Origin of the sequence: Paenibacillus sp. J31TS4, assembly GCF_018403265.1 — a bacterium.
In the GTDB taxonomy this organism is placed as follows: Bacteria; Bacillota; Bacilli; order Paenibacillales; family NBRC-103111; genus J31TS4.
This window is the reverse complement of the sequence record NZ_BOSI01000001.1, coordinates 1,945,730-1,963,568: the sequence shown is the minus strand read 5'-3', so window position 1 is coordinate 1,963,568 and position 17,839 is coordinate 1,945,730. Positions and strand designations below refer to the sequence as shown.

General features: G+C 50.8%; 28 protein-coding genes. 24 read left to right on the top strand and 4 right to left on the bottom strand.

All coding sequences use genetic code 11. From position 1 onward, the window contains the following. The first annotated feature begins 152 nt into the window (after positions 1-152). The 5 genes from KJS47_RS09250 (at position 153) to KJS47_RS09230 (ending at position 2,815) form a co-directional block, all read left to right on the top strand. Positions 153-524 carry a hypothetical protein gene (locus KJS47_RS09250; protein ID WP_213524602.1) on the top strand — a complete coding sequence of 124 codons (372 nt, stop codon included), beginning with the start codon at positions 153-155 and terminating at the stop codon, positions 522-524. A 5-nt stretch (positions 525-529) separates the two neighbouring features. Then, positions 530-1,330 (top strand): N-acetylmuramoyl-L-alanine amidase, encoded by an 801-nt coding sequence (locus KJS47_RS24050; protein WP_249716196.1) that lies wholly within the window; start codon positions 530-532, stop codon positions 1,328-1,330. A gap of 1 nt (position 1,331) precedes the next feature. After that, complete coding sequence (locus tag KJS47_RS09240; protein WP_213524601.1) at positions 1,332-1,712, top strand: phage holin; 381 nt, start codon at positions 1,332-1,334, stop codon at positions 1,710-1,712. A gap of 488 nt (positions 1,713-2,200) precedes the next feature. Continuing rightward, on the top strand, positions 2,201-2,452 hold the full coding sequence (locus KJS47_RS09235) for a YolD-like family protein (RefSeq protein ID WP_213525040.1): 252 nt from the start codon (positions 2,201-2,203) through the stop codon (positions 2,450-2,452). A gap of 21 nt (positions 2,453-2,473) precedes the next feature. Next, the gene (locus tag KJS47_RS09230; protein ID WP_213524600.1) at positions 2,474-2,815 is read left to right on the top strand and encodes a YolD-like family protein; all 342 of its coding nucleotides are present in this window, start codon (positions 2,474-2,476) and stop codon (positions 2,813-2,815) included. 390 nt (positions 2,816-3,205) lie between these two features. Here the strand turns inward: KJS47_RS09230 and KJS47_RS09225 are convergent, their stop codons facing one another. After that, positions 3,206-3,430: a helix-turn-helix transcriptional regulator gene (locus KJS47_RS09225; RefSeq protein ID WP_213524599.1), complete on the bottom strand. Its 225-nt coding sequence runs from the start codon at positions 3,428-3,430 to the stop codon at positions 3,206-3,208. Positions 3,431-3,572: 142 nt separating this feature from the next. Between KJS47_RS09225 and KJS47_RS09220 the strand changes: the two genes are divergently transcribed. From KJS47_RS09220 to KJS47_RS09205, 4 genes are all read left to right on the top strand, one after another. Next, a complete protein-coding gene (locus KJS47_RS09220; protein WP_213524598.1) occupies positions 3,573-3,824 on the top strand; it encodes a hypothetical protein in 252 nt (83 codons plus the stop codon). Between the two features lie 196 nt (positions 3,825-4,020). Then, a complete protein-coding gene (locus tag KJS47_RS09215; protein ID WP_213524597.1) occupies positions 4,021-4,455 on the top strand; it encodes a hypothetical protein in 435 nt (144 codons plus the stop codon). 15 nt (positions 4,456-4,470) lie between these two features. Further along, positions 4,471-5,166: a M23 family metallopeptidase gene (locus KJS47_RS24250; protein WP_213524596.1), complete on the top strand. Its 696-nt coding sequence runs from the start codon at positions 4,471-4,473 to the stop codon at positions 5,164-5,166. After that, on the top strand, positions 5,156-7,372 hold the full coding sequence (locus KJS47_RS09205) for a type IV secretory system conjugative DNA transfer family protein (protein ID WP_213524595.1): 2,217 nt from the start codon (positions 5,156-5,158) through the stop codon (positions 7,370-7,372). Before KJS47_RS24250 ends, KJS47_RS09205 begins: the two co-directional genes overlap by 11 nt. A 148-nt stretch (positions 7,373-7,520) precedes the next feature. On the opposite strand, the gene KJS47_RS09200 is transcribed toward KJS47_RS09205, so the two are convergent. The 3 genes from KJS47_RS09200 to KJS47_RS09190 form a co-directional block, all read right to left on the bottom strand. Next, positions 7,521-7,727, bottom strand: coding sequence for a helix-turn-helix domain-containing protein (locus KJS47_RS09200; RefSeq protein ID WP_213524594.1), 207 nt, complete (start codon positions 7,725-7,727; stop codon positions 7,521-7,523). A 358-nt stretch (positions 7,728-8,085) separates the two neighbouring features. Beyond that, positions 8,086-8,502, bottom strand: a complete 417-nt coding sequence (locus KJS47_RS09195) for an ImmA/IrrE family metallo-endopeptidase (protein ID WP_213524593.1) — start codon at positions 8,500-8,502, stop codon at positions 8,086-8,088. 12 nt (positions 8,503-8,514) lie between these two features. Beyond that, positions 8,515-9,027 (bottom strand): helix-turn-helix domain-containing protein, encoded by a 513-nt coding sequence (locus KJS47_RS09190; RefSeq protein WP_213524592.1) that lies wholly within the window; start codon positions 9,025-9,027, stop codon positions 8,515-8,517. A gap of 193 nt (positions 9,028-9,220) precedes the next feature. Here KJS47_RS09190 and KJS47_RS09185 point away from each other — a divergent pair, with 193 nt between their 5' ends. Genes KJS47_RS09185 through KJS47_RS09115 form a run of 15 tightly spaced genes read left to right on the top strand, consistent with a single transcriptional unit; the run spans position 9,221 to position 17,833 of the window. Further along, on the top strand, positions 9,221-9,463 hold the full coding sequence (locus KJS47_RS09185; protein ID WP_213524591.1) for a helix-turn-helix domain-containing protein: 243 nt from the start codon (positions 9,221-9,223) through the stop codon (positions 9,461-9,463). A gap of 4 nt (positions 9,464-9,467) precedes the next feature. Beyond that, positions 9,468-9,716, top strand: coding sequence for a hypothetical protein (locus KJS47_RS09180; protein ID WP_213524590.1), 249 nt, complete (start codon positions 9,468-9,470; stop codon positions 9,714-9,716). After that, positions 9,716-9,865, top strand: a complete 150-nt coding sequence (locus tag KJS47_RS09175) for a hypothetical protein (protein ID WP_213524589.1) — start codon at positions 9,716-9,718, stop codon at positions 9,863-9,865. Before KJS47_RS09180 ends, KJS47_RS09175 begins: the two co-directional genes overlap by 1 nt. Positions 9,866-9,882: 17 nt before the next feature. Next, complete coding sequence (locus KJS47_RS09170) at positions 9,883-10,119, top strand: hypothetical protein (RefSeq protein WP_213524588.1); 237 nt, start codon at positions 9,883-9,885, stop codon at positions 10,117-10,119. Beyond that, positions 10,116-11,639 (top strand): AAA family ATPase, encoded by a 1,524-nt coding sequence (locus tag KJS47_RS09165; RefSeq protein WP_213524587.1) that lies wholly within the window; start codon positions 10,116-10,118, stop codon positions 11,637-11,639. Before KJS47_RS09170 ends, KJS47_RS09165 begins: the two co-directional genes overlap by 4 nt. A gap of 7 nt (positions 11,640-11,646) precedes the next feature. Continuing rightward, positions 11,647-12,195 carry a hypothetical protein gene (locus KJS47_RS09160; protein ID WP_213524586.1) on the top strand — a complete coding sequence of 183 codons (549 nt, stop codon included), beginning with the start codon at positions 11,647-11,649 and terminating at the stop codon, positions 12,193-12,195. 4 nt (positions 12,196-12,199) lie between these two features. Then, the gene (locus tag KJS47_RS09155) at positions 12,200-13,096 is read left to right on the top strand and encodes a RecT family recombinase (protein WP_213524585.1); all 897 of its coding nucleotides are present in this window, start codon (positions 12,200-12,202) and stop codon (positions 13,094-13,096) included. A 9-nt stretch (positions 13,097-13,105) separates the two neighbouring features. Continuing rightward, a complete protein-coding gene (locus tag KJS47_RS09150; RefSeq protein ID WP_213524584.1) occupies positions 13,106-13,402 on the top strand; it encodes a hypothetical protein in 297 nt (98 codons plus the stop codon). Then, a complete protein-coding gene (locus KJS47_RS09145) occupies positions 13,399-14,154 on the top strand; it encodes an MBL fold metallo-hydrolase (protein ID WP_213524583.1) in 756 nt (251 codons plus the stop codon). Before KJS47_RS09150 ends, KJS47_RS09145 begins: the two co-directional genes overlap by 4 nt. A 3-nt stretch (positions 14,155-14,157) precedes the next feature. Further along, on the top strand, positions 14,158-14,553 hold the full coding sequence (locus KJS47_RS09140) for a helix-turn-helix domain-containing protein (RefSeq protein WP_249716192.1): 396 nt from the start codon (positions 14,158-14,160) through the stop codon (positions 14,551-14,553). A 15-nt stretch (positions 14,554-14,568) separates the two neighbouring features. Beyond that, complete coding sequence (locus KJS47_RS09135; protein ID WP_213524582.1) at positions 14,569-15,459, top strand: replication protein; 891 nt, start codon at positions 14,569-14,571, stop codon at positions 15,457-15,459. Then, positions 15,383-15,715, top strand: coding sequence for a replicative helicase loader/inhibitor (locus tag KJS47_RS09130; RefSeq protein ID WP_213524581.1), 333 nt, complete (start codon positions 15,383-15,385; stop codon positions 15,713-15,715). Before KJS47_RS09135 ends, KJS47_RS09130 begins: the two co-directional genes overlap by 77 nt. Then, positions 15,712-17,067: a replicative DNA helicase gene (locus KJS47_RS09125; protein ID WP_213524580.1), complete on the top strand. Its 1,356-nt coding sequence runs from the start codon at positions 15,712-15,714 to the stop codon at positions 17,065-17,067. Before KJS47_RS09130 ends, KJS47_RS09125 begins: the two co-directional genes overlap by 4 nt. Then, positions 17,030-17,398 (top strand): hypothetical protein, encoded by a 369-nt coding sequence (locus tag KJS47_RS09120; RefSeq protein ID WP_213524579.1) that lies wholly within the window; start codon positions 17,030-17,032, stop codon positions 17,396-17,398. The genes KJS47_RS09125 and KJS47_RS09120 overlap by 38 nt, the downstream gene beginning before the upstream one ends. 33 nt (positions 17,399-17,431) lie before the next feature. Beyond that, positions 17,432-17,833 carry a hypothetical protein gene (locus KJS47_RS09115; RefSeq protein WP_213524578.1) on the top strand — a complete coding sequence of 134 codons (402 nt, stop codon included), beginning with the start codon at positions 17,432-17,434 and terminating at the stop codon, positions 17,831-17,833. Positions 17,834-17,839: the final 6 nt, after the last annotated feature.

The following is a 17,839-nucleotide window of genomic DNA, read 5'->3' as shown; positions in this document are numbered from 1 at the left end:
AGCCATCGCAACAAACAGGACGAACTGATTCAAGCTTCCCGCAGTGTCAGCTTAACCATAAGCCGATACCGTGATATGTCCAGGGAACTGCAGGAGGAGATTGAGCGAAATCGGTTCGCCAAATACTTTGTCTACGAAAAGGGAGATCGCCTATGATCCACGCCATTGACTTGGTGCTTCTATCGCTTTACCTGGTTGCGCTGGCTTGCGCCCTTTACATTATCGGAGCTCATATCCCCTACTACAGGGAACGAATCAAATCGGGTGTCGTCAACCTATTCATGGTGGCGATGCTCTTTTTTTTGGTCGCATACGTTTTCAAGATGGTTACCGTGATCTGGATTCGGATGGCTGCAATACTCCAATACAAAGATCCTGCGCTGGAAGCCATTCAGCTGTATGCGTGGGCTATTGCTCAGCTTGGAACGACAGCCGGACTCGTGAGTCTGGCTGTTCTGACGTATACCAAGCACTTTGACCTTTTCATTTACCTCAGGAAGATTGACAGAAAGGGGGAGAAGTAAACTCGATGCAAGTAATCTGGAAAGGCAACCAGCATACCAACAGCAGCTCCCGAGGCGGCATGGTTCCCTGTGCGATCGTCGATCATATCTCAGCCGGATCGATGGGTAGCATGGACAACTGGTTCACGGACCCGAGCAATACGGTCTCATCGGCTCATTTTGGCGTTTCTAAGACAGGGGCGATCCATCAATATGTGCCCATCGACCGGATGGCCTGGGCAAACGGCTTGACGGCCGCGCAGATCCCTAATGCGCCGGCGCAGATTGTCAGGGACATGGGTGTCAATCCGAATCTGTACTCCGTCTCAATTGAGCATGAAGGGACGGATGGGGCACTCACCGAGGCTCAGTTCACCGCATCCGTCCAGCTGCATGCGTATATCCGGGACTTTATTCTCGACAAGTGGGGCCGCCGGTTCCCGCTGGATAAGTATCATGTGATCGGTCATTGCCACATCAACCCGGTCGGAAAACCGAACTGCCCGGGCCCGAAATTTCCTTGGGACCGATTGTATCAAGCACTCTCGGAGGTGGACAACGAAATGGAACTGCTAGCAGAAATCGAAAAACTGAGAAACAATCAGAAGGTGATCCTCGACACGCTGGACGTGCATATCCAACACATCTACGACCTGCAGACCGAGCTGAGGGCAATCAAGAACAAGGAGAGCATGCCGGCTATCCCAGAATGGGCCGCGGCCGCCGTGGATGCGGCTAAGTGCAAAGGGCTGATCGACACGCCGGCCGGTGGCAGCTATGACTTTTACCGGTTGCTGACTATTCTCAATCGAAAGGGACTGATTTAATATGGCAGACATCATCCAACCATATGTGTCGACGATTGTGGATGCTCTGCTGGGCCTCCTAGTAGCCGTTTTGGTCGCGGCAGTTCTAACGGTCAAGCAGAAGGTTGAAGCGTGGCTGGAGCAAAGAACGACAGCCCAGCAGCGCGAGACATTACACCGGCTGGCGAAGGAGGCTTTTGCGTTCGCTGAGTCGATTTACAAAGACGTGAACGGCGATAGGAAGCTAAAGGCCGCCGAGGGCTACTTACTCAGTCGGCTTGAGCTGATCGGGATCAAGTTGACGGATGCGGAGATTCGGGCCGCCGTAGAAAAGGCAGTGATAGAATATAACGCCGTGCTTAAACCGCAAGAACATGTGGTGGAAGAGAAAAGAGCTCAGTAACGCGAATCCCCCGCTGGCCGTATTGGCTGGCGGGGGATTATTTTAGTTTGACTTCCATTCACCATTCTCAAATCGAAGTGTCTTAGAACATTGCTCACAATTGAACAAGCTCACGCTGGATTCAATTTTATTCTCCGCGCTGCAGCTCGGGCAAGTAACGGAACGCGTTTTTGTCCGGGCCCGAATAAGCAGTACGACTAAACCGGCAGCCAACAAAGGTATGCCTATAATCGCGCCGATGATGGTGATAGTAAGAACTGCCCCTAATGCTATAAGTACCCCGGATACCGCCCCCAGGGTAAACCGTTTTGGCTGCCGTTGTTTACGGAATTGAACTTGATTAGACAACTCTCCTCGATACCCTCCTTGTATATCTCTCTAATCAATTTACATACATACCTTAAATTTCCTGCAAAGGTTTCATAAATTATTGGTATTAGCGTTAAAGTCGAAGTATAATAAGAACGAATGTTCCTGTTTAGGGGTGAATAGAGATGAGTAAAAAGCCAAAGCGGCCAACGCGGGATGAGTTTGTCCTCGAGGAGCTGGGAGAGCGTCTGGTCGAGGCCATGCGGGAGAAGGAACGAGTAGTACTTGATGTATGGGCCGAGGAAAAGACGCCGCCTTGCACGGTTGTGGAATTGGACGCCAGAACCAGCCGGGTAGGAGTTATGGTGAACGGCACGAAGCAATGGATTCCATTTTTGGACATAATGTCAGTGGAGTATCCCAGAGATTAACCGTGAAAGGATTGATTCGGGATGAAGCAAAACAAGCTGACGCCAGGAAGTAATATGAGGTGGGAATCGTCAAGGATGATGCTTCCCGAGCATGTGGCCGAAATCCGAAGGCACCGAGCGGAGCTAGAGAAAAAGGAACGGCCCACGCTCGACGAGCAACAAGTCTCCTTGATCAGCGAGGCGATCCAAGCCTCTTTGATCGACGGAACAGACATCACTATTAAGGTCTTCGATATGTTCGAAGACCGCTACATAACGGGTCGCGTGGAGCGAGTTGACCAGCAGCTCCGGCAGATCAAGCTTGCTTACGATGGAGACTATGAATGGATTAAGCTCAGCGACATGATCGGGGTAGTTGAATGACATGCTCGCAGACATCGAACGCAAAGTGTTGCGCATCCTGTACAACTTTATGGCGATCCGAAGGCGGTATCCAACAATAGACGAATTGATGATAAAGACCGGCCGGTCTCGAAAGGACCTGTACGATGCCTTGGGCGTGCTGACGGACCAAGGATACATCGCTTGGACACCGGCGGAGCCTGATACCTTTATGGTTATACATGGATGGGAACGAATTCCTCGGTGGAAAACAGAAATATAAATAGTCCAAGCGGCGATGGAGCAATTTCCGAATCATTTTGCATTCGCCGCATAACATGGGTTATCACGGTAGCATAAGCGTCGCTTGGAACGCTTCAGCGGAGGCGACGCTCGCCAGGCTGTCCGGTTCCGATGTTTACAAATCAATGTTTACAAATCCCAAAATCGATCAGCCCTGACGGAAGGATCAACTTCCCGAAGGGCTTTTATTATTTTCTTGATAACAGAAATGCTCGGAGTGTAGTCCAATTCATTACAAGCCCTACTGATCGTGTTCCTGCTTACCTTCGATGCCTTAACAAGGTCCTCCTGGTTATATCCCCTTGCGTCAAGCCACTTTCCTAGCTTCGTTCTCCTTTTCCCCAAGCCAAACATGAATAACACCTTTTTCCTTTTTTTATTAGCTCAGTCTGGACAACTTTCTCCAAAAAATACGAACCTTTCGCGAAATATTGCGAAACATGGATAGGCAGGTGCCCATATAATGCACCAGATAGGTAAACAGGAGGTGCACCGGATGAAAACATTGATCAGCTTCCGGCTCCGAAAAGAGTTGGATGCAGACCTGATCGCTGCTGACATCCCCGACGAAGAGGTGAAGCAGCTCTGCCGCGATGGTCTCAGAATCATGCTCGGGATGCGGAGCAAGCCGGCTTTAGAGGTTCGCGCCATGCCGCTTTCTATACCTCAGCCACAGCAACAAAAAACGGCCCGCCTACAGGGTAGGCCAGCCGTGTATGTTCCGGGAGGTCAGTATCCAAAGAAGTAAGCAAGCTGAGCCAAACAGAAAGAGATTGCAGCTAGGATTATCCACATATTTGAGCCCTCCTAGTCGTTTTGTACAGTATTCCCCGTGACGACTGAGGTTTATTCCGGAGGTGACTGATGGTCTCTACAATCCTGCTTCTGTTTAGTGGATTTTGTGTGATTATGGCTGGCAAAAACACAGTGAAGAAGGTGACAGCATGGCTAAAATCCAGACGTTAGATTGGCAGGCATTCATGGCCGGAAAGGTGGAAGTGAAAAAGGGGACTCGTCCGGCGGCATTTAACGGCAAGGCTGTAGCGGCAGCCGGAGCTGCAACGATCGCTCTTTGTATATCGCATGTGGTTCCGGTAAGTGCGCACGAAGCGATTACCGCCATGGCGGCCGTGGCCCCTGATGCCTCTTTTACCGAGCAGTTGTCGGTTGCAACCAAACCGATCAAGGATGTTCTTTTCGGATTTGCCCACGAAATTTACTTCTTCTTCATGGCGTGGGGTGCGTTAGAGGCGCTGATCAGTAAGCCGCAGCAAGGTTTCACTCGCATGAAAGTCTCGACCGCCGCTTACATCCTGCTCTACTGGGTGCCTTGGATCGTCGATCAGGTTAATAAGGTGATTCCGCCAGTCGGGTATTGAGGGGAGGGGATCGACATGCGGTTTGTTCTTGGTGCAGCTGGCCATCTCGTTGAACAATACCCTGTGACCTCACGTTTTCAAGCAGTAGACACGGCGCACACAGTCCCGCACCAAGGAGTAGATCTCGCCATTCCTGCCGGCACCGACATCCTGGCACCCGCCAAGGGGGTTGTCAGCCGCGTTATGGATCTGGGTGATCAATCCCTCGGAAAGGCTGTTTATCTCAAGCTGCAGAGCGGCAACGAAGTCATTCTCGGTCACCTGTCCAAGATCAACGTCCGCGCCGGCCAAGTGGTTGAGGCGGGGCAGAAACTTGCGGAATCCGGCTCGACGGGTTACTCGACTGGCCCGCATCTCCACATCGGGTTGAAGTCGGCAGCCGGTCAACTGATCGATCCGCAACCAATTGTCCAGGTCCTTCAACGCCCTGGGTTCTGGGAGCGAGCAACGGACGGAGCGATCATCCCGAACCTACTCGGCAAAAGCAAGGAGGCGGCGATGTCAGCGGCTAATGAGCTCACGTTGGACATTGTGAGGACGGCGCTGTCCTGGCTTGCCACGACCGGCCTAGCGCTCGCCGTGGAGGGCCTCCTGCTGTGGTCTATGGTGTGTTTACTGATCGGTGTGTCCGGCAGCGGGAAATGGGTGACTAAGGGCACTAAAGCCTTTCTATTTTCAACCTTGTTGGGGGTGGCTGGACGTGCGGTTTAAGCTGTTCGAGAACAGGCAGGTTGAGATGGTCCAATTCGAGATTACACCAAGCCGAGAGACGGACAGCAAGCGGGTTCATGAACTGTTCAGGGGCCTCAGTACGTTTTACCAAACTCCGCTCGACGTGCTGCGTGGGAAGACGCCCGCTGTGCTGTGGTGGGATGTGATGGTCCGGCCGGATGAAATCCGGTTTTATTGCACCGTGCCGGCGGAACTTAAACGGCAACTGAAGAGTGCGCTTCAGAATACATGGCATCAGGCAAGCGTGGATGAAGTGCCTTTCCAAACTGCTGTTCCAGCCGATTCGGACGTTTGCGAATTGAAATTGCGGCGGTCGAATATGTTCGCTTTGCAGACAGACCGACGGACGGAGATCGAGCCATATCAGACTCTTTTGTCAGTGGTTGGTGACATGGGGCCTTATGACCTCGCGCGATACTCTGTATGTGCGGAACCGGTAAACCGGCTTGACTGGCAGGATTGGGTGAAACGGCAGCACGAAGAGTTTAAGCGTGGGCACACCCCGCGGCGGGCCCGGGTCAGCAGCAAGCAGTTGCTTATAAGCCTGGGAGAGTTTGTTGTCTCCCAGCTCCAGTCTTTGCTTGATGGGCTGCATGTGGCAATTGGTGGAGAGGAGCAGCTGAAGAAGCGAAAAGGAGAGGCCGACCTGGAGAAACGGATCATCATGATCGACGGCCAGCTCCACCGCGGCACTATTAATAAACTGATTGCTCCTACCTTCAACACATATATCCGGCTGGCAGCCCACTCCCCGGACCGCCATCAGAAAAGCGTTATTTTACAGACCATGGCGAACAGCTTTACGGACCTGGCAGCGGATAACGAGCTCGAGCGATCGGACTATCATGAGAGACTCAAGCCGGCCATCATTCAAGAATTGAACACGTTCCGCGTCAGCTGGCCGACAAGGCTGGACCCGGACAAGAACAAACTGAGCAACGAGGAATTGGGCCGACTGGTCGAAACACCTACTGCTGCACTCCAGGACAAATACGATCAGATCAGTGCGCTGAGCACGCGGCAGGTTGAGGTTCCGGCTATCTTATGTAAGGGCGGCATGCAGCTGGGAGAGGCCAGTATTCGAAAACAGTCCATACCGGTCTACCTGCCGACCAAAGACCATGACCAGCTGTGCCTCCCTACAGTAGTGATCGGCGGCATGGGCAGCGGGAAGACCAAGGGGTTCGCATGCAATAGGGCCGTGCAGTTTGTGGAGCAGGGATACAGCGCGATCGTGATTGATCCGGCCAAAGGGGAGGTTTGGGAGCAGATGGAGCGGCGGCTGCCAGTTGATCAGCGGCGCCGGGTGCTGCTGGGGAAGGACGTCATCAGCCTGGACTTCCGTGAGGTGCTGCATAGCCCGCAAGCCCGGACCCGGCTCGCGCAGATCCTCTTCAGCTTTTTCGATACGTCGATCGATGATACCGGCGCGCAGACGCAGCGCTTCCTGCGTGCGGCCGTCATGGGGATGCAGACGGGAAGGCTGGGAGAGATCGTGAAGATTCTGAGCGATAACGAGTACCGGGAGCGCATTATTGAGGGGATGCCAGAGGGTATGAACCGCCAGACGATGCAGCAATATCACAACGAATCCGATGCGAGGAGACGGCAGATCACGAGCCCAATCTTCAATCGCCTTGACCTCTTGCTCGGTGATCCCTACTTGGAGAAATGCATGCAGGCAACCAGCGGAATTGATATGGTCGAGGTGCTTGATTGGCCAGGGGTTTGTACCGTTATCGACGTGCCGGACCGGCTGAACACGCGCGAGGGAAAGGATTTGCTCATCAACCTGATCGCCTTTAAAATTGATGCGGCTATGGGGCTCCGGCAGGCAAATCACCCGGTCGCCATTATCTTCGACGAGCCGCACCAATATTTGAGGAGCGCCAAGCTCTGGCGTAATGTGGCCGTGGAATCGCGAAAGTATCGGCTGGCGTATACGTGGCTTTTCCATTCGTGGGAGCAGCTGCCGAAGGAACTGGCCCAGATCATCAAAGACGCGGGGCCTCATTTCTTTATCTATCCGAGCAGCAAGCAGACGTATAAGGGTCTTCAAGAGGAGATCGCGCCGTTTACCGTGGAGGATGGACTGGGCACGAAACGCTTCCACGCGATCTGCGCGCTTCGTTTCGGAGAAGGTAGGCTGAACCCATTTGTTTGTAAGATGGCTGGGCCGGCGTAGAACGACATGGATTTTTCTTCCATGACAAAAAGCGACAAACTATATTGATTAGATAATGTAAACTAAGAAACATACCCATTTGGCAACGAGGAGCATCTAGAATCTTAATCTATACATTAAGTTCCCGAGAGAGGAGGGGAGCCGGAGCTCACTTCCGCTTGTCCGATGGGGATTCGTAAATCCACTCGACCAGGTCTTCCATATGGCAACCGAGAAAATCAGCAGACATCTTCATCTTTTCCACCGACATTTTAGCTTTGCCGTTGATGACCTGGGAGATGAATGATTCTGAAACCCCTAGATGCCTTGCAAGATCGACCTGTTTCTTATTTGTTCTCGAGAACCATTCGGGCAAGCGGCTCCCTCCAACTCGGAGAGCCATTAAGTCACCACCGAATACCTATTGTATTAGTTTTAGTTATGTATCTTGGTAAGATTATACACCAACTTAGAATCTGCAATCAGTAAATATAATAAGGAGCTGCTGCAGTTATGCACCACATCCATGTTAATCAAGATATTCCGGTTCATATCACAGAGCTTTTTATTCTGTCTGTACTTAAGAAATACGAGTGCCTTCTCGGAACGACCGTTAAAGTAACCAGCCCGACAAGTATTATCCTTTACCGATACATTGATGATCACAGGCTTGAACTGGTCGATGAGATCAGCAGGTAACGCAAAAACACATGCCCGCTAAGTGCATGTGTTTTTTAATTTACGATATATTCAACCATTTCAAGCGGAATGTCATTCCGGCGGCAAAAGGACTCGACGCTTTCATCTTCCTCAAAATGTCGATCGTAAGTAAGCAAACGGACTGCAAATGTATTAGCTTGACGTTCGAATTTGCCAGGGTTGAAAAGTGTGTTCTGTTCAATGAAATAGTGACCAAACCCCTTATGAAGACGATCATGTCCTAATTCATGGGCACAAACAAAACGTTGCATTATATAGGGTAATGCCTTATTTATGGCGATGAATCTTCGCTTTCGCACATATAAATAGTATCCTCTACAGCTTGGAGGAAGGGTTCGATACTCAACCATGATATTCAACTTTTCGGCTAAAACAAAAGGACAATTCGTATTATATTTTTTTACTAATTTTCTAATGTTAGAGTCGATCATGGCGTCAGCCCCTTATTCCTTCGGCTTTCTTCTATTCATCTCCTTAGCCTTCCAGAACATACTCTCCATTACTTTTAGAATTTGTTGCCTGTCTTCTTCACTCATTGGCACACCATCGAACATAATATCTGATTGCTCGAGAAATTTTCTAGCGTCACGCAAATTACGATTTTTTCTATCACGTTCTCTTTTTAATGTTTTACTTATTTCCTCTGGATCGTCTGTGGAGGATAATAGATCCTTTTCTGACTCCTCTATAAGTCCAGCCTTTTCCAAAAGTGTAGCGAAGCTTACACCCAAAGCAACAGCAAGGTTTTTCATGGTTTTAGGTTTCGGAGGATTGCGCTCCCCGTTTTCAATTCTAGATAGATGGGAATGGTTTATTCCTGATTTTTCTGCTACTTCCATTAACGTTAAGTTCTTTGCCTCTCGAATACCTTTTATAAATTCGCCGAATTCATTCATGGATTCTCCGCATATCCCTTCCGTTATCAATGTTTTTTGCTCCAGTACTTTATTTGCCATTTGACACATTCATTATACATGGGATTTGTCAAAAAGCAAAGAGATATTGAGGGATTAATGTGTCAAATGACAAATTCGGCCGAATTAGACCGTATTTGGCGAAAATAGCTGGATTTACCGATTATGTCATTTGACACAAAATCGTGTATGCTTGTTTTGTGTCAAATGACAAACAAGAAACGAGGTGAACAAGGTGAAACAAGTTGTACTGGATCGCCAAAAACTGACTGAGTACATGAAGAAAAACGGTGAGAACACATCGTCTCTCGCCGCGAAATTAGGCGTAACTCCTTCCTGCTTATCCCGAGTGCTAAACAACAAGCGGGACCCCAGCGGGGTCGTATGGGAAGGGCTTATCAGTCTCTTTGGCAAGAAAGTATTCAACTATATTTTTTTTGAAGACGATGTGTCAAAAGACACAAGAAAGAGCGGGTGACCGGATGGGCGGAAAGCTGAAAGCGGAGATCGACGCAGCTATTGCACACGGTGAGAGGTGTATCGAGGAAGGGATTTCGCTGGTTCCTCAGTTCGATGGTCGCATCATGATTAATGCGAAAACGGAATTTGAAGCTGAATTCATCAAGGCAAGACTGCATGAAGCATTGGCGGAGATTGAAGCTGCTATGAATCAGATCGGCGTCTCGTGTGAAATCCGGATGTTCAAAAACAAAGAGGAGGACATTCACTGATGGAAAAGGGACAAAGCGTAAAGGATCGCCTTAAACAGCTTCGTGCCATCCTGCAAAGCGGACACGTAGCACCAGAGAATGTCGACTACGTAAAGGGCCTGGTTGCTGAAACGGAATGTTCACTGGGACTTCCATCGCTCTGGCTTTAGGAAAGGAGAGGTGCGGCATGCAGACAATCAAAACGCTCACCGTTCTCACCAACCCGGAGAAGCGATTCGTGGTAGGAGAGCGGTATAACGGCAAGGTGGTCGGCGAAATCATAGACGCTTCTTGTGAATGGGAGGACAGCATCGATTTCTTGTACGGTGTAAGAGACGCGTCCGGTCAGCCGATCGCGAGAATTGAAAATTGCCCGGTGATCGTAGAGTTCCAGAATCCTGGGGAGAAGGAGAGCGAGGAATGAGAGTCGAGTTCAAAAGCCTCAAGCTGCACAATTATAAATCGCACCGTGATCTGACCGTTGACTTTGGCGAGCTGACGCAGATCACGGGCGATAACGCTAAGGGAAAGAGCTCCATTGTAGAAGCCATCCCGTTCACATTATACGGCACGGATGCCTTGGGCACCAAGACTGATCCGACGCCCACCAATTATGAATACGACGAGACGCGCGCAGAGTTGCTGCTCGAGGTTGACGGCAAGCAGCTTCTGCTCGGACGGGCCATTGTCAAAGGTAAGATGCACTACTACATCAATGAAATTCCAAAGAAGTCTACAGAGTTCGAAGAATTGGTGAAGAGCCTCTTCGACAAAGACCTTTTCTTATCACTTTTTAACCCGACATATTTCTTTTCACTCCATCCAACTAATGAACAACGACCACTCCTTCTTAGATACGTTTCTGCAACATCGAGCAAAGAAGTATTTAAGCAGATGGAAGCAATGCAGGCGGACAAGCTGGCTGCTCTCATCAAGAAACATTCCCTCCAAGAACTTCAAGATAAACACAAGGAGAACAAGAACAAGCAGGACAAGGTGTATATCGCCGCACAGAGCCGGACCAAGACTCTGCAGGAGCAATTGGACAAGCTGGCTGTGCCGGCCGCAAATCAGAACATCGACAATTTGAAGCTCGATGAAAGCCGCTTAAGAGACCAGATCAAAGAGGCCGACAAGCTACCGTTACAAGCCTTCGAGATCGAACAAAAGAGGTCTGCGCTCTTGGCGAGAATTGCAGGTTTGCGTGAGTCGATTAGCCGGAGCAAGGCGAATTTCCCAGAGCTCAGAGATGAAGTCATCGCCGACACTTGCCGCACATGCAGCCAGAAGCTTACCGATGAGGCCATCGCTGCGGTTGAGGCCGACAAAGCGGCCCGCATAAAAAAATACATGGAAAATCACCAGTCGATGGTGAATCAGCGAAAAGCCCTCGAAGAGGAGCTTCTAACGCTTGAACCGATCGACGTTTCCGAGCAAACCGCGAAGGTCAGGGAACTGGAACATGAGCTTGATTCGATCCTGGTGGCCATCCGCGAGCAGCAGCAACGAGATCAGCTTGCCGGACAGATCGAGCAAGCCAAAGCAGCGGAATCCGAAACCCTCGCCAGCCGGAATGAGTCCATCTTCATCCTCGACGCGATCAAAGCGTTTTACGCGAAAGAGGCGGAGCTTCAAGCGGCCAAGGTGCAAGACCTGTTTACGACTCTCTCCCTACGGCTGTTCAAGGAAAACAAGGGGGACGGCGAGATCAAGCCGGACTTCGAGATCATGATGGACGGCAAGCCCTACCGCAAGCTGTCTCTGTCCGAAGGCATCCGCGCAGGACTCGAGCTGCGGGATGTCCTGAGCCAGCAGGCAGACATCGTTGCCCCGTGCTTCGTGGACAACGCCGAGAGCATCACCCGCTTCAAACAGCCGGCCGGGCAACTGATCGTCTGCCGGGTAGTGGCTAACCAAGATTTAAAAATCGAAACGGGAGAGTGATATCACAATGAAGTTCAACATTCAAGTTGAAGTCGACTGGATAGACGAAGGTGGCGGACTAGACGAAGAAGTAAAAGCTCAAGTAATTCAAGGAGTAGTCGAGAAGCTTTCTGCCGGTTGCTTGAGAGACCTTACAGATAAGTCAATGAAACAAGTTCAGGAGAAGCTGGATGACTTAGTCGTCAATCTGTTTGACGGTTTTATGAATAAAGGAATCACACTTACAGATCGTTGGGGTGATGTTAAACGCAAAAACGTGAAGGTTGAGGATTTGATGAAAGAAAAACTGGAGCAGGCGCTTACTGAAAAAGTGGATTCTTCTGGAAACTCCAGTAGCTACGGGGATCACACACGATTGAATTACATGGTTAACAACCGTGTTAAGAAGGCCGTTGAAACAATGACGAAAGAGGTTATCGGACAGGTTGATAAAAAAATAGCCTCGACAATAAATGAAGAGGTTAAGCAAAGACTCAGTGAGAGCCTACTTTCCAAGATAAATGTAGATCAAGTTATCGGTGATGTAATCAAAAATCTCAGTAATGGAGGCAAATAACCAAATGGCTAACAATCAACTGATGGTAACCCCCGAAGTATCCGAAGCATTCAAGCCTGAGGTGCTGCAGGTCATTCGCACATCGATCTGCCCTACGGCGACTGACGCCGAGTTCCTGCTATTTGCCCATAAAGCAGCCTCGTACCGTCTGGACCCTTTCAAGAACGAAATCTACTTCATCAAGTACGGAAATCAAGCCCGCATCCAATTTGCTGCCGAAGCATATCTCGCCAAGGCCCGCGAGCAAGAAGGTTTCCAGCCGCCGGATACGCAGATGGTTTGCGAGAATGATGTATTTAAAGTAAGTCGGAATAAAGAAACAAACCAAATGGAAGTTGCAGAGCATGATTTCGGTTCTCCCCGCGGCAAAATCATTGGTGCTTATTCCATCGCATTTCGTGACGGTTATCGCCCAGTGTTCGTTTATATCGATCGTTCCGAAGTTGATCATATGTTCACTGGACAGAACAAAGATAACTGGAACAAATGGACAACAGACATGCTTGGCAAGCACGTAGAGCAGCGGGCCCTCAAGAAGCAGTACGGCCTTGATTTTGGAGACGACGAAATTCAGCAGCCGGCTAATGCGGCGCCGGCATACGAAGCGCCCCGGGAACGCAAAGACATCACTCATGAAGTGACGGAGACACCAGCGCAGCCAGCAGCTGAGACGGAAGACGAGAAGGTCTCCAAGGCTCGTAAGCAGATGAGTGCGAAATTCAGGGAGCTTGGTATCACGGACAAAAACGCCAAGGCCGAGTACATGACCAAATACGGAAAGATCAAAGGCGAGACGCCGACACTGGCGGAGCTCACAGCGCTCCTCAAGGTAATGGACCTACACCTGGAAGAAAAACGGGCAGCGGCCGAAGACGATGATCTGCTGCTGCCGGCGGAGTAGGTGGTGCTCATGGATATCAACCCGTACAAACCAAGAAAACGAAGTGCAGGGTCAGTGGGATATACGCTTCATGTGCCAGGCGTCAACTTCCCTAATGAAAAATTGTCTGCTCAGCAAGTAACCGGGATGGGGAATACGGTGAAAGTGTACAAGCTCTCTCCGGAAGAGCTTGAATATTACCGCAATCTTCCCGTGCCCAAGAAGAGCAAGGACTACACCACATTAGCTGTTCGTGACAAGGCGAGACCGACTACTTTCACGACACACAGGGACAACCCATATGGCGGAAAGCAGGCCACGAGATGAACGTCAAAATTCTTGCTTCCGGTTCGGCCGGCAACTGCATCCATATCCAAAGCGGTAGCACCAGCATCCTCGTCGATGTCGGCATTCCCAAGACCAAGATCGAGAAGCGCCTGATCGAGGCCGGCATTGATCCAACCCAATTAGACTACATCTTCATCACTCATGCCCACGCTGATCATACCAAGGGACTACCGCTAGCAAACAAGTACCGCATCCCGGTTTACGCAGCCCATTCCGAATGGAACAACATTCAATCTGTTGACGAAAATCTGATGCAGATTATTGATTCTCCCATCTCATTCGACTATGGATGTGGCGGCGGCGGCTTCGATGTCTTCCCATTCTCGACTCATCACGACGCCTACGACCCTTTGGGATATGCCTTCATGTTCCATTCCGGCGGGAAAATATCAATCTGCTTGGATACCGGAAAGGTAGATTCAGAGATGCTAGGAACCATGTCGGACTCGGACATCTACATCATTGAGGCGAATCATGAGCCGGATCTACTTGAGCTCAGCAAGCGGCCGGACAGCGTAAAGGCGCGAATCCTTTCCGACATCGGGCACCTAAGCAATGAGCAGGCTGCGGAAGCACTCCTCAAGCTTGTGAAGGGCCGCGGCGAGAGGATCTATCTGACCCACCTTTCGGGAGAAGCGAATTCCCCGGCGCTGGCTGAAATGACCGTTAGGCAAGCGTTGCGGAGGAAGGGCCTGCAGGTCGGAATCCATTATCACTTGGAGGTGTGTTGATTCTTGACTACTAATATCGCAGAGTTCGGATGGTATATCAGAGGATTGCGTGAGAAAGAGGGAATGAATCTTTCGAGGCTGGCACAATTATCCGGAGTATCCCACCCTTACCTTTCACAGATAGAAAACGGTAAGCTTAAGGGCTTTCCATCTCCAGATATCCTTAAAAAGATAAGCGGGCCCTTAGGAGTTTCTCCCGAAGAGCTCATGTTTCGGGCGGGTCATATTATTGGATCATCTACTGGACAAACAGCAGAAGCAACCGGCACCGAGCTGCTGCTCCGGGCGATCAGGAAGCTGACTGCCGAAGGGAAGTCATGGGGAGAGATCGGGAAGATGGCGCTCGATCATGCACAGCTTGTGCACAGCATGGCTCCTCAGCGAGCTCCGAACAATTAATGAGCAGGTGGTGGAATGGCAAGTCCACAGATCGACCACGGCTATACGAGAATAGCGAATGAGATCCTTGATCAGACGATGAAGCGGAAGTTCAACGGAACGCAGCTGAGTTTGCTGATGGCGATATGGCGGAACACCTATGGATTCCAGCGGAAAGAACATGAGATGTCGATCCGATTCTTGGCGGAGGCTATTGGAGCCCATCGAAACCAGGTAGATCGCGAGCTTACAAATCTGGTCGAGAGGCACGTCATCATCGTTGTCTCGACAGGAAAACGTGGGTCCCGAGTGCTTCGCTTTAACAAAAACCATGAAGAATGGATCGACTGTCACCTAAATAGCGGACTGTCCGCTAAAACGGTGACAGAACTGTCACCCAGGAAGGTGACAGAACATACCGCTAATCCGCGGACAAAGAAAGAAAGAATTAAAAAAAGAAATAAAGAAACTCGTCCCACTAAAAAGTATGACGAGGACAGCACTTATTACAAAATGGCCTCTTACTTTCACGACAAGGTCCGAGCTGTCGCTAAAGCGGAAGGGCTTGGACACCTAATCATAAAGGCAAATCTCCAATCCTGGGCAGACCAGATGCGCTTGCTAGTGGAGAACGATGAGGTCGAAAAGCGGCTTGCTCGAGATGTGATGGATTGGGTAGTAACCGACTCATTCTGGAAGACAAACATACTGAGCGCTAAGAAGCTGCGAGATAAATTTCCGGAGCTGGCGCTGAAGATGAAGGCAACAGGAAAACAGGGCAGCGGCCGGCAGAACAACCAGATGTCACAGAATGAAAAGCTCATGCGAGAGATCGAGGAGGAAATGGCCCGTGAACAGAGCGGAGCTGAAGAAGCTTTTTCTTATCATCAACAACTGTTACCAGAACTTCCAAATGGACGCCGTTAAGACGGAAATCTGGCTGAACCTCTTGCAGGACTTGCCGTTTGAGCGAGCCTCGAGCAATCTGCGGGAACATATTCGAACCAACGCCTTCGTTCCGACACCGGCGGACATCATCGGTCAGAAAGATCCGGAAGCCTTCACGGACTATAACCGAATGCGTCTGGAGACGGCGGAAAGGAAGGCAGAACTACAAGAGTGGAAGCAGCTGGCGATCGACTGCCCGGACCGTCTCCTGTTGAAAGGCGGGGACAACAAGTGATCGAACTGCAGCATCTCACAAGCATTGAAGCAGAGCAGGCAGTGCTCGGTTCCATCCTGCTGGAGCCCGGTAGACTCGATGAATGCCCCAACCAGCCAGAGGAATTTTCGGACGGCCGGCACCAGAAGATCATGGAGTACATGCGGTATCTGAACGACATCGGCAAGCCGGTCGACATCCTGGTTATGGCTGAACAGGCCGGCAAGGACATTAGCAAGGTCGGCGGCCTAACCTACCTCATGCAACTCCGTGAGAGCGTTCCTAGCGCCGCGAACATGGCTCATTACCAAAGCATAGTCCGCGAGCTCTACGTCCAAAGGAGAACCGCTGAAACGCTCAGAGAGCACGCCATAGCGGGAAGTCAGATCGGCGTGGATGCCAAGGAGACACTTCACAAAGCCAGGGAAGCCCTTGACGAAATAGCAGCCATGTCTGAGCCGACCACCGGGGGCTTTCGGAAGATGTCGGAGGTGCTGGATGGTCATGAAAAGGAGATCATCCGCAGGCGAAATCAGCAAGGTGTCACCGGGGCCAAGACTGCGAGCAAGGAACTGAATGAATTGACGAGCGGGCATCAGCGCGGGGATCTGGAAATCATAGCTGCGCGGCCAAGTATGGGAAAAACGGCCTATGTGGTCAATGACATGATTGCGACGGCCCGCGGTGGCCGGCCGGCAGCTCTCTTCTCTATCGAAATGCCAGACAAGCAAATCTCCGAGCGGGCAGCCTGTGCAATAGGCAACGTGGACAGCGGAAAACTTCGGACCGGACAATTCTCAGATTCTGATTGGGAGCGCTGGACCTACGCAACCGAAGAACTGGAGCGACTACCCATCTTCATCTCTGATGCTGCCGGAATCACGCTGCAGGAGATTGACTCCGAGGTTAAGCGGCTTGTCAAAGTTTATCCGGGAATCGTGATCTACGTGGATTTCCTGCAGCTGGTCAACCCAGGCAGAAAGTTCACCAAACCGAACGAAGGTGTCTCTTACGTTTCCAAGGGCCTCAAGCAGGTTGCCCGGAAACACAACGTGCCGGTCGTTGCGATCTCTGCTGTTGGCCGGGACTGCGAGAAGCGCCAGGACAAGCGGCCGATGATGTCGGACCTACGGGAGTCCGGATCGATCGAATCGGATGCGGACATTGTGCTCTTCCTGTACCGGGACGAATACTACGACCCCAACACCTCCAAGCCTGGAATCGTGGAACTGATTCTTGCGAAGGGACGAAACGTTGGAACCGGGATAGTGGAAATGGTCTTCAACAAGCGGACAGGCCGTTTCCTGGACATTGATCACACCAAGAAAGAGGGTGGTGAGCATAAGCGGAAAGCAAATCCAGAGCGAAGATGAGTACAAAAAAGCGTTGGACTGGCTGGTCCTAACGGCTGCCGAACTGGCTGATCCACTGAAGGACATGCCTCCTGAAGAGCGGCAGAAGAAACGGCTCATCTATGACCGGACTTCCGAACTGGTGACGAGATACCGCCGAGGCGAGTTGGTACGAGATTTCCCGGGGCTTCGCAAGATATACGCGGAGATCGGCTATAGCTTCAACGAGCCGGCTGTGAGAGAACCAGCGGTTACGCCTCCCGCGCAGCAGCCAGAACCGGAACCAACACCTACGTTACCGCAGCAGCCGACAAAGCAAAGCAAGCTAGCCGATTGGCTGGATGATGATTAATTTTTTCATCGGGCAATAAAAGGAGCGATTCAATTGGCATTTATCCCATATAGCAACGATTCGAGAGCCCAGGTAGCCCTTACCGTCGATAAGATGGGCCGGATTCAATTAAGCGCAGGACTCCGCCGCAAGCTTGGTTGCGAGAACGAAGAAATCGAGTTGATCTTGTTTTTCGAGCAAGAGACAAGGCGGATAGGAATTACGAAAGAGTATCCAGGCAAAATCAAGCCATTCCGGTTCGACGCTGATCGCGGTTATAGCAGTGTGGAGAAATTCCTGAAAGAAAACGACATTGAATACCGCGAAGGATCTGTTCGTTACTTCTACGATGGCACATACGGCGGAGTTATGGCGTTCAAAGCAGCTCAGGAATACAAAGAGCCAGTCAAAACGTCGTTGCGGCAGGAGAAAAACGGGAATTTGGAAAGGGTGTAGTGAACA

Coding starts and splice junctions, on each gene's coding strand:
- KJS47_RS09250 (WP_213524602.1), top strand. CDS start 153: ATGATCCACGCCATTGACTTGGTGCTTCTATCGCTTTACCTGGTTGCG.
- KJS47_RS24050 (WP_249716196.1), top strand. CDS start 530: ATGCAAGTAATCTGGAAAGGCAACCAGCATACCAACAGCAGCTCCCGA.
- KJS47_RS09240 (WP_213524601.1), top strand. CDS start 1,332: ATGGCAGACATCATCCAACCATATGTGTCGACGATTGTGGATGCTCTG.
- KJS47_RS09230 (WP_213524600.1), top strand. CDS start 2,474: ATGAAGCAAAACAAGCTGACGCCAGGAAGTAATATGAGGTGGGAATCG.
- KJS47_RS09225 (WP_213524599.1), bottom strand. CDS start 3,430: ATGTTTGGCTTGGGGAAAAGGAGAACGAAGCTAGGAAAGTGGCTTGAC.
- KJS47_RS09220 (WP_213524598.1), top strand. CDS start 3,573: ATGAAAACATTGATCAGCTTCCGGCTCCGAAAAGAGTTGGATGCAGAC.
- KJS47_RS09215 (WP_213524597.1), top strand. CDS start 4,021: ATGGCTAAAATCCAGACGTTAGATTGGCAGGCATTCATGGCCGGAAAG.
- KJS47_RS24250 (WP_213524596.1), top strand. CDS start 4,471: ATGCGGTTTGTTCTTGGTGCAGCTGGCCATCTCGTTGAACAATACCCT.
- KJS47_RS09195 (WP_213524593.1), bottom strand. CDS start 8,502: ATGATCGACTCTAACATTAGAAAATTAGTAAAAAAATATAATACGAAT.
- KJS47_RS09190 (WP_213524592.1), bottom strand. CDS start 9,027: ATGGCAAATAAAGTACTGGAGCAAAAAACATTGATAACGGAAGGGATA.
- KJS47_RS09180 (WP_213524590.1), top strand. CDS start 9,468: ATGGGCGGAAAGCTGAAAGCGGAGATCGACGCAGCTATTGCACACGGT.
- KJS47_RS09175 (WP_213524589.1), top strand. CDS start 9,716: ATGGAAAAGGGACAAAGCGTAAAGGATCGCCTTAAACAGCTTCGTGCC.
- KJS47_RS09170 (WP_213524588.1), top strand. CDS start 9,883: ATGCAGACAATCAAAACGCTCACCGTTCTCACCAACCCGGAGAAGCGA.
- KJS47_RS09165 (WP_213524587.1), top strand. CDS start 10,116: ATGAGAGTCGAGTTCAAAAGCCTCAAGCTGCACAATTATAAATCGCAC.
- KJS47_RS09160 (WP_213524586.1), top strand. CDS start 11,647: ATGAAGTTCAACATTCAAGTTGAAGTCGACTGGATAGACGAAGGTGGC.
- KJS47_RS09155 (WP_213524585.1), top strand. CDS start 12,200: ATGGCTAACAATCAACTGATGGTAACCCCCGAAGTATCCGAAGCATTC.
- KJS47_RS09150 (WP_213524584.1), top strand. CDS start 13,106: ATGGATATCAACCCGTACAAACCAAGAAAACGAAGTGCAGGGTCAGTG.
- KJS47_RS09145 (WP_213524583.1), top strand. CDS start 13,399: ATGAACGTCAAAATTCTTGCTTCCGGTTCGGCCGGCAACTGCATCCAT.
- KJS47_RS09135 (WP_213524582.1), top strand. CDS start 14,569: ATGGCAAGTCCACAGATCGACCACGGCTATACGAGAATAGCGAATGAG.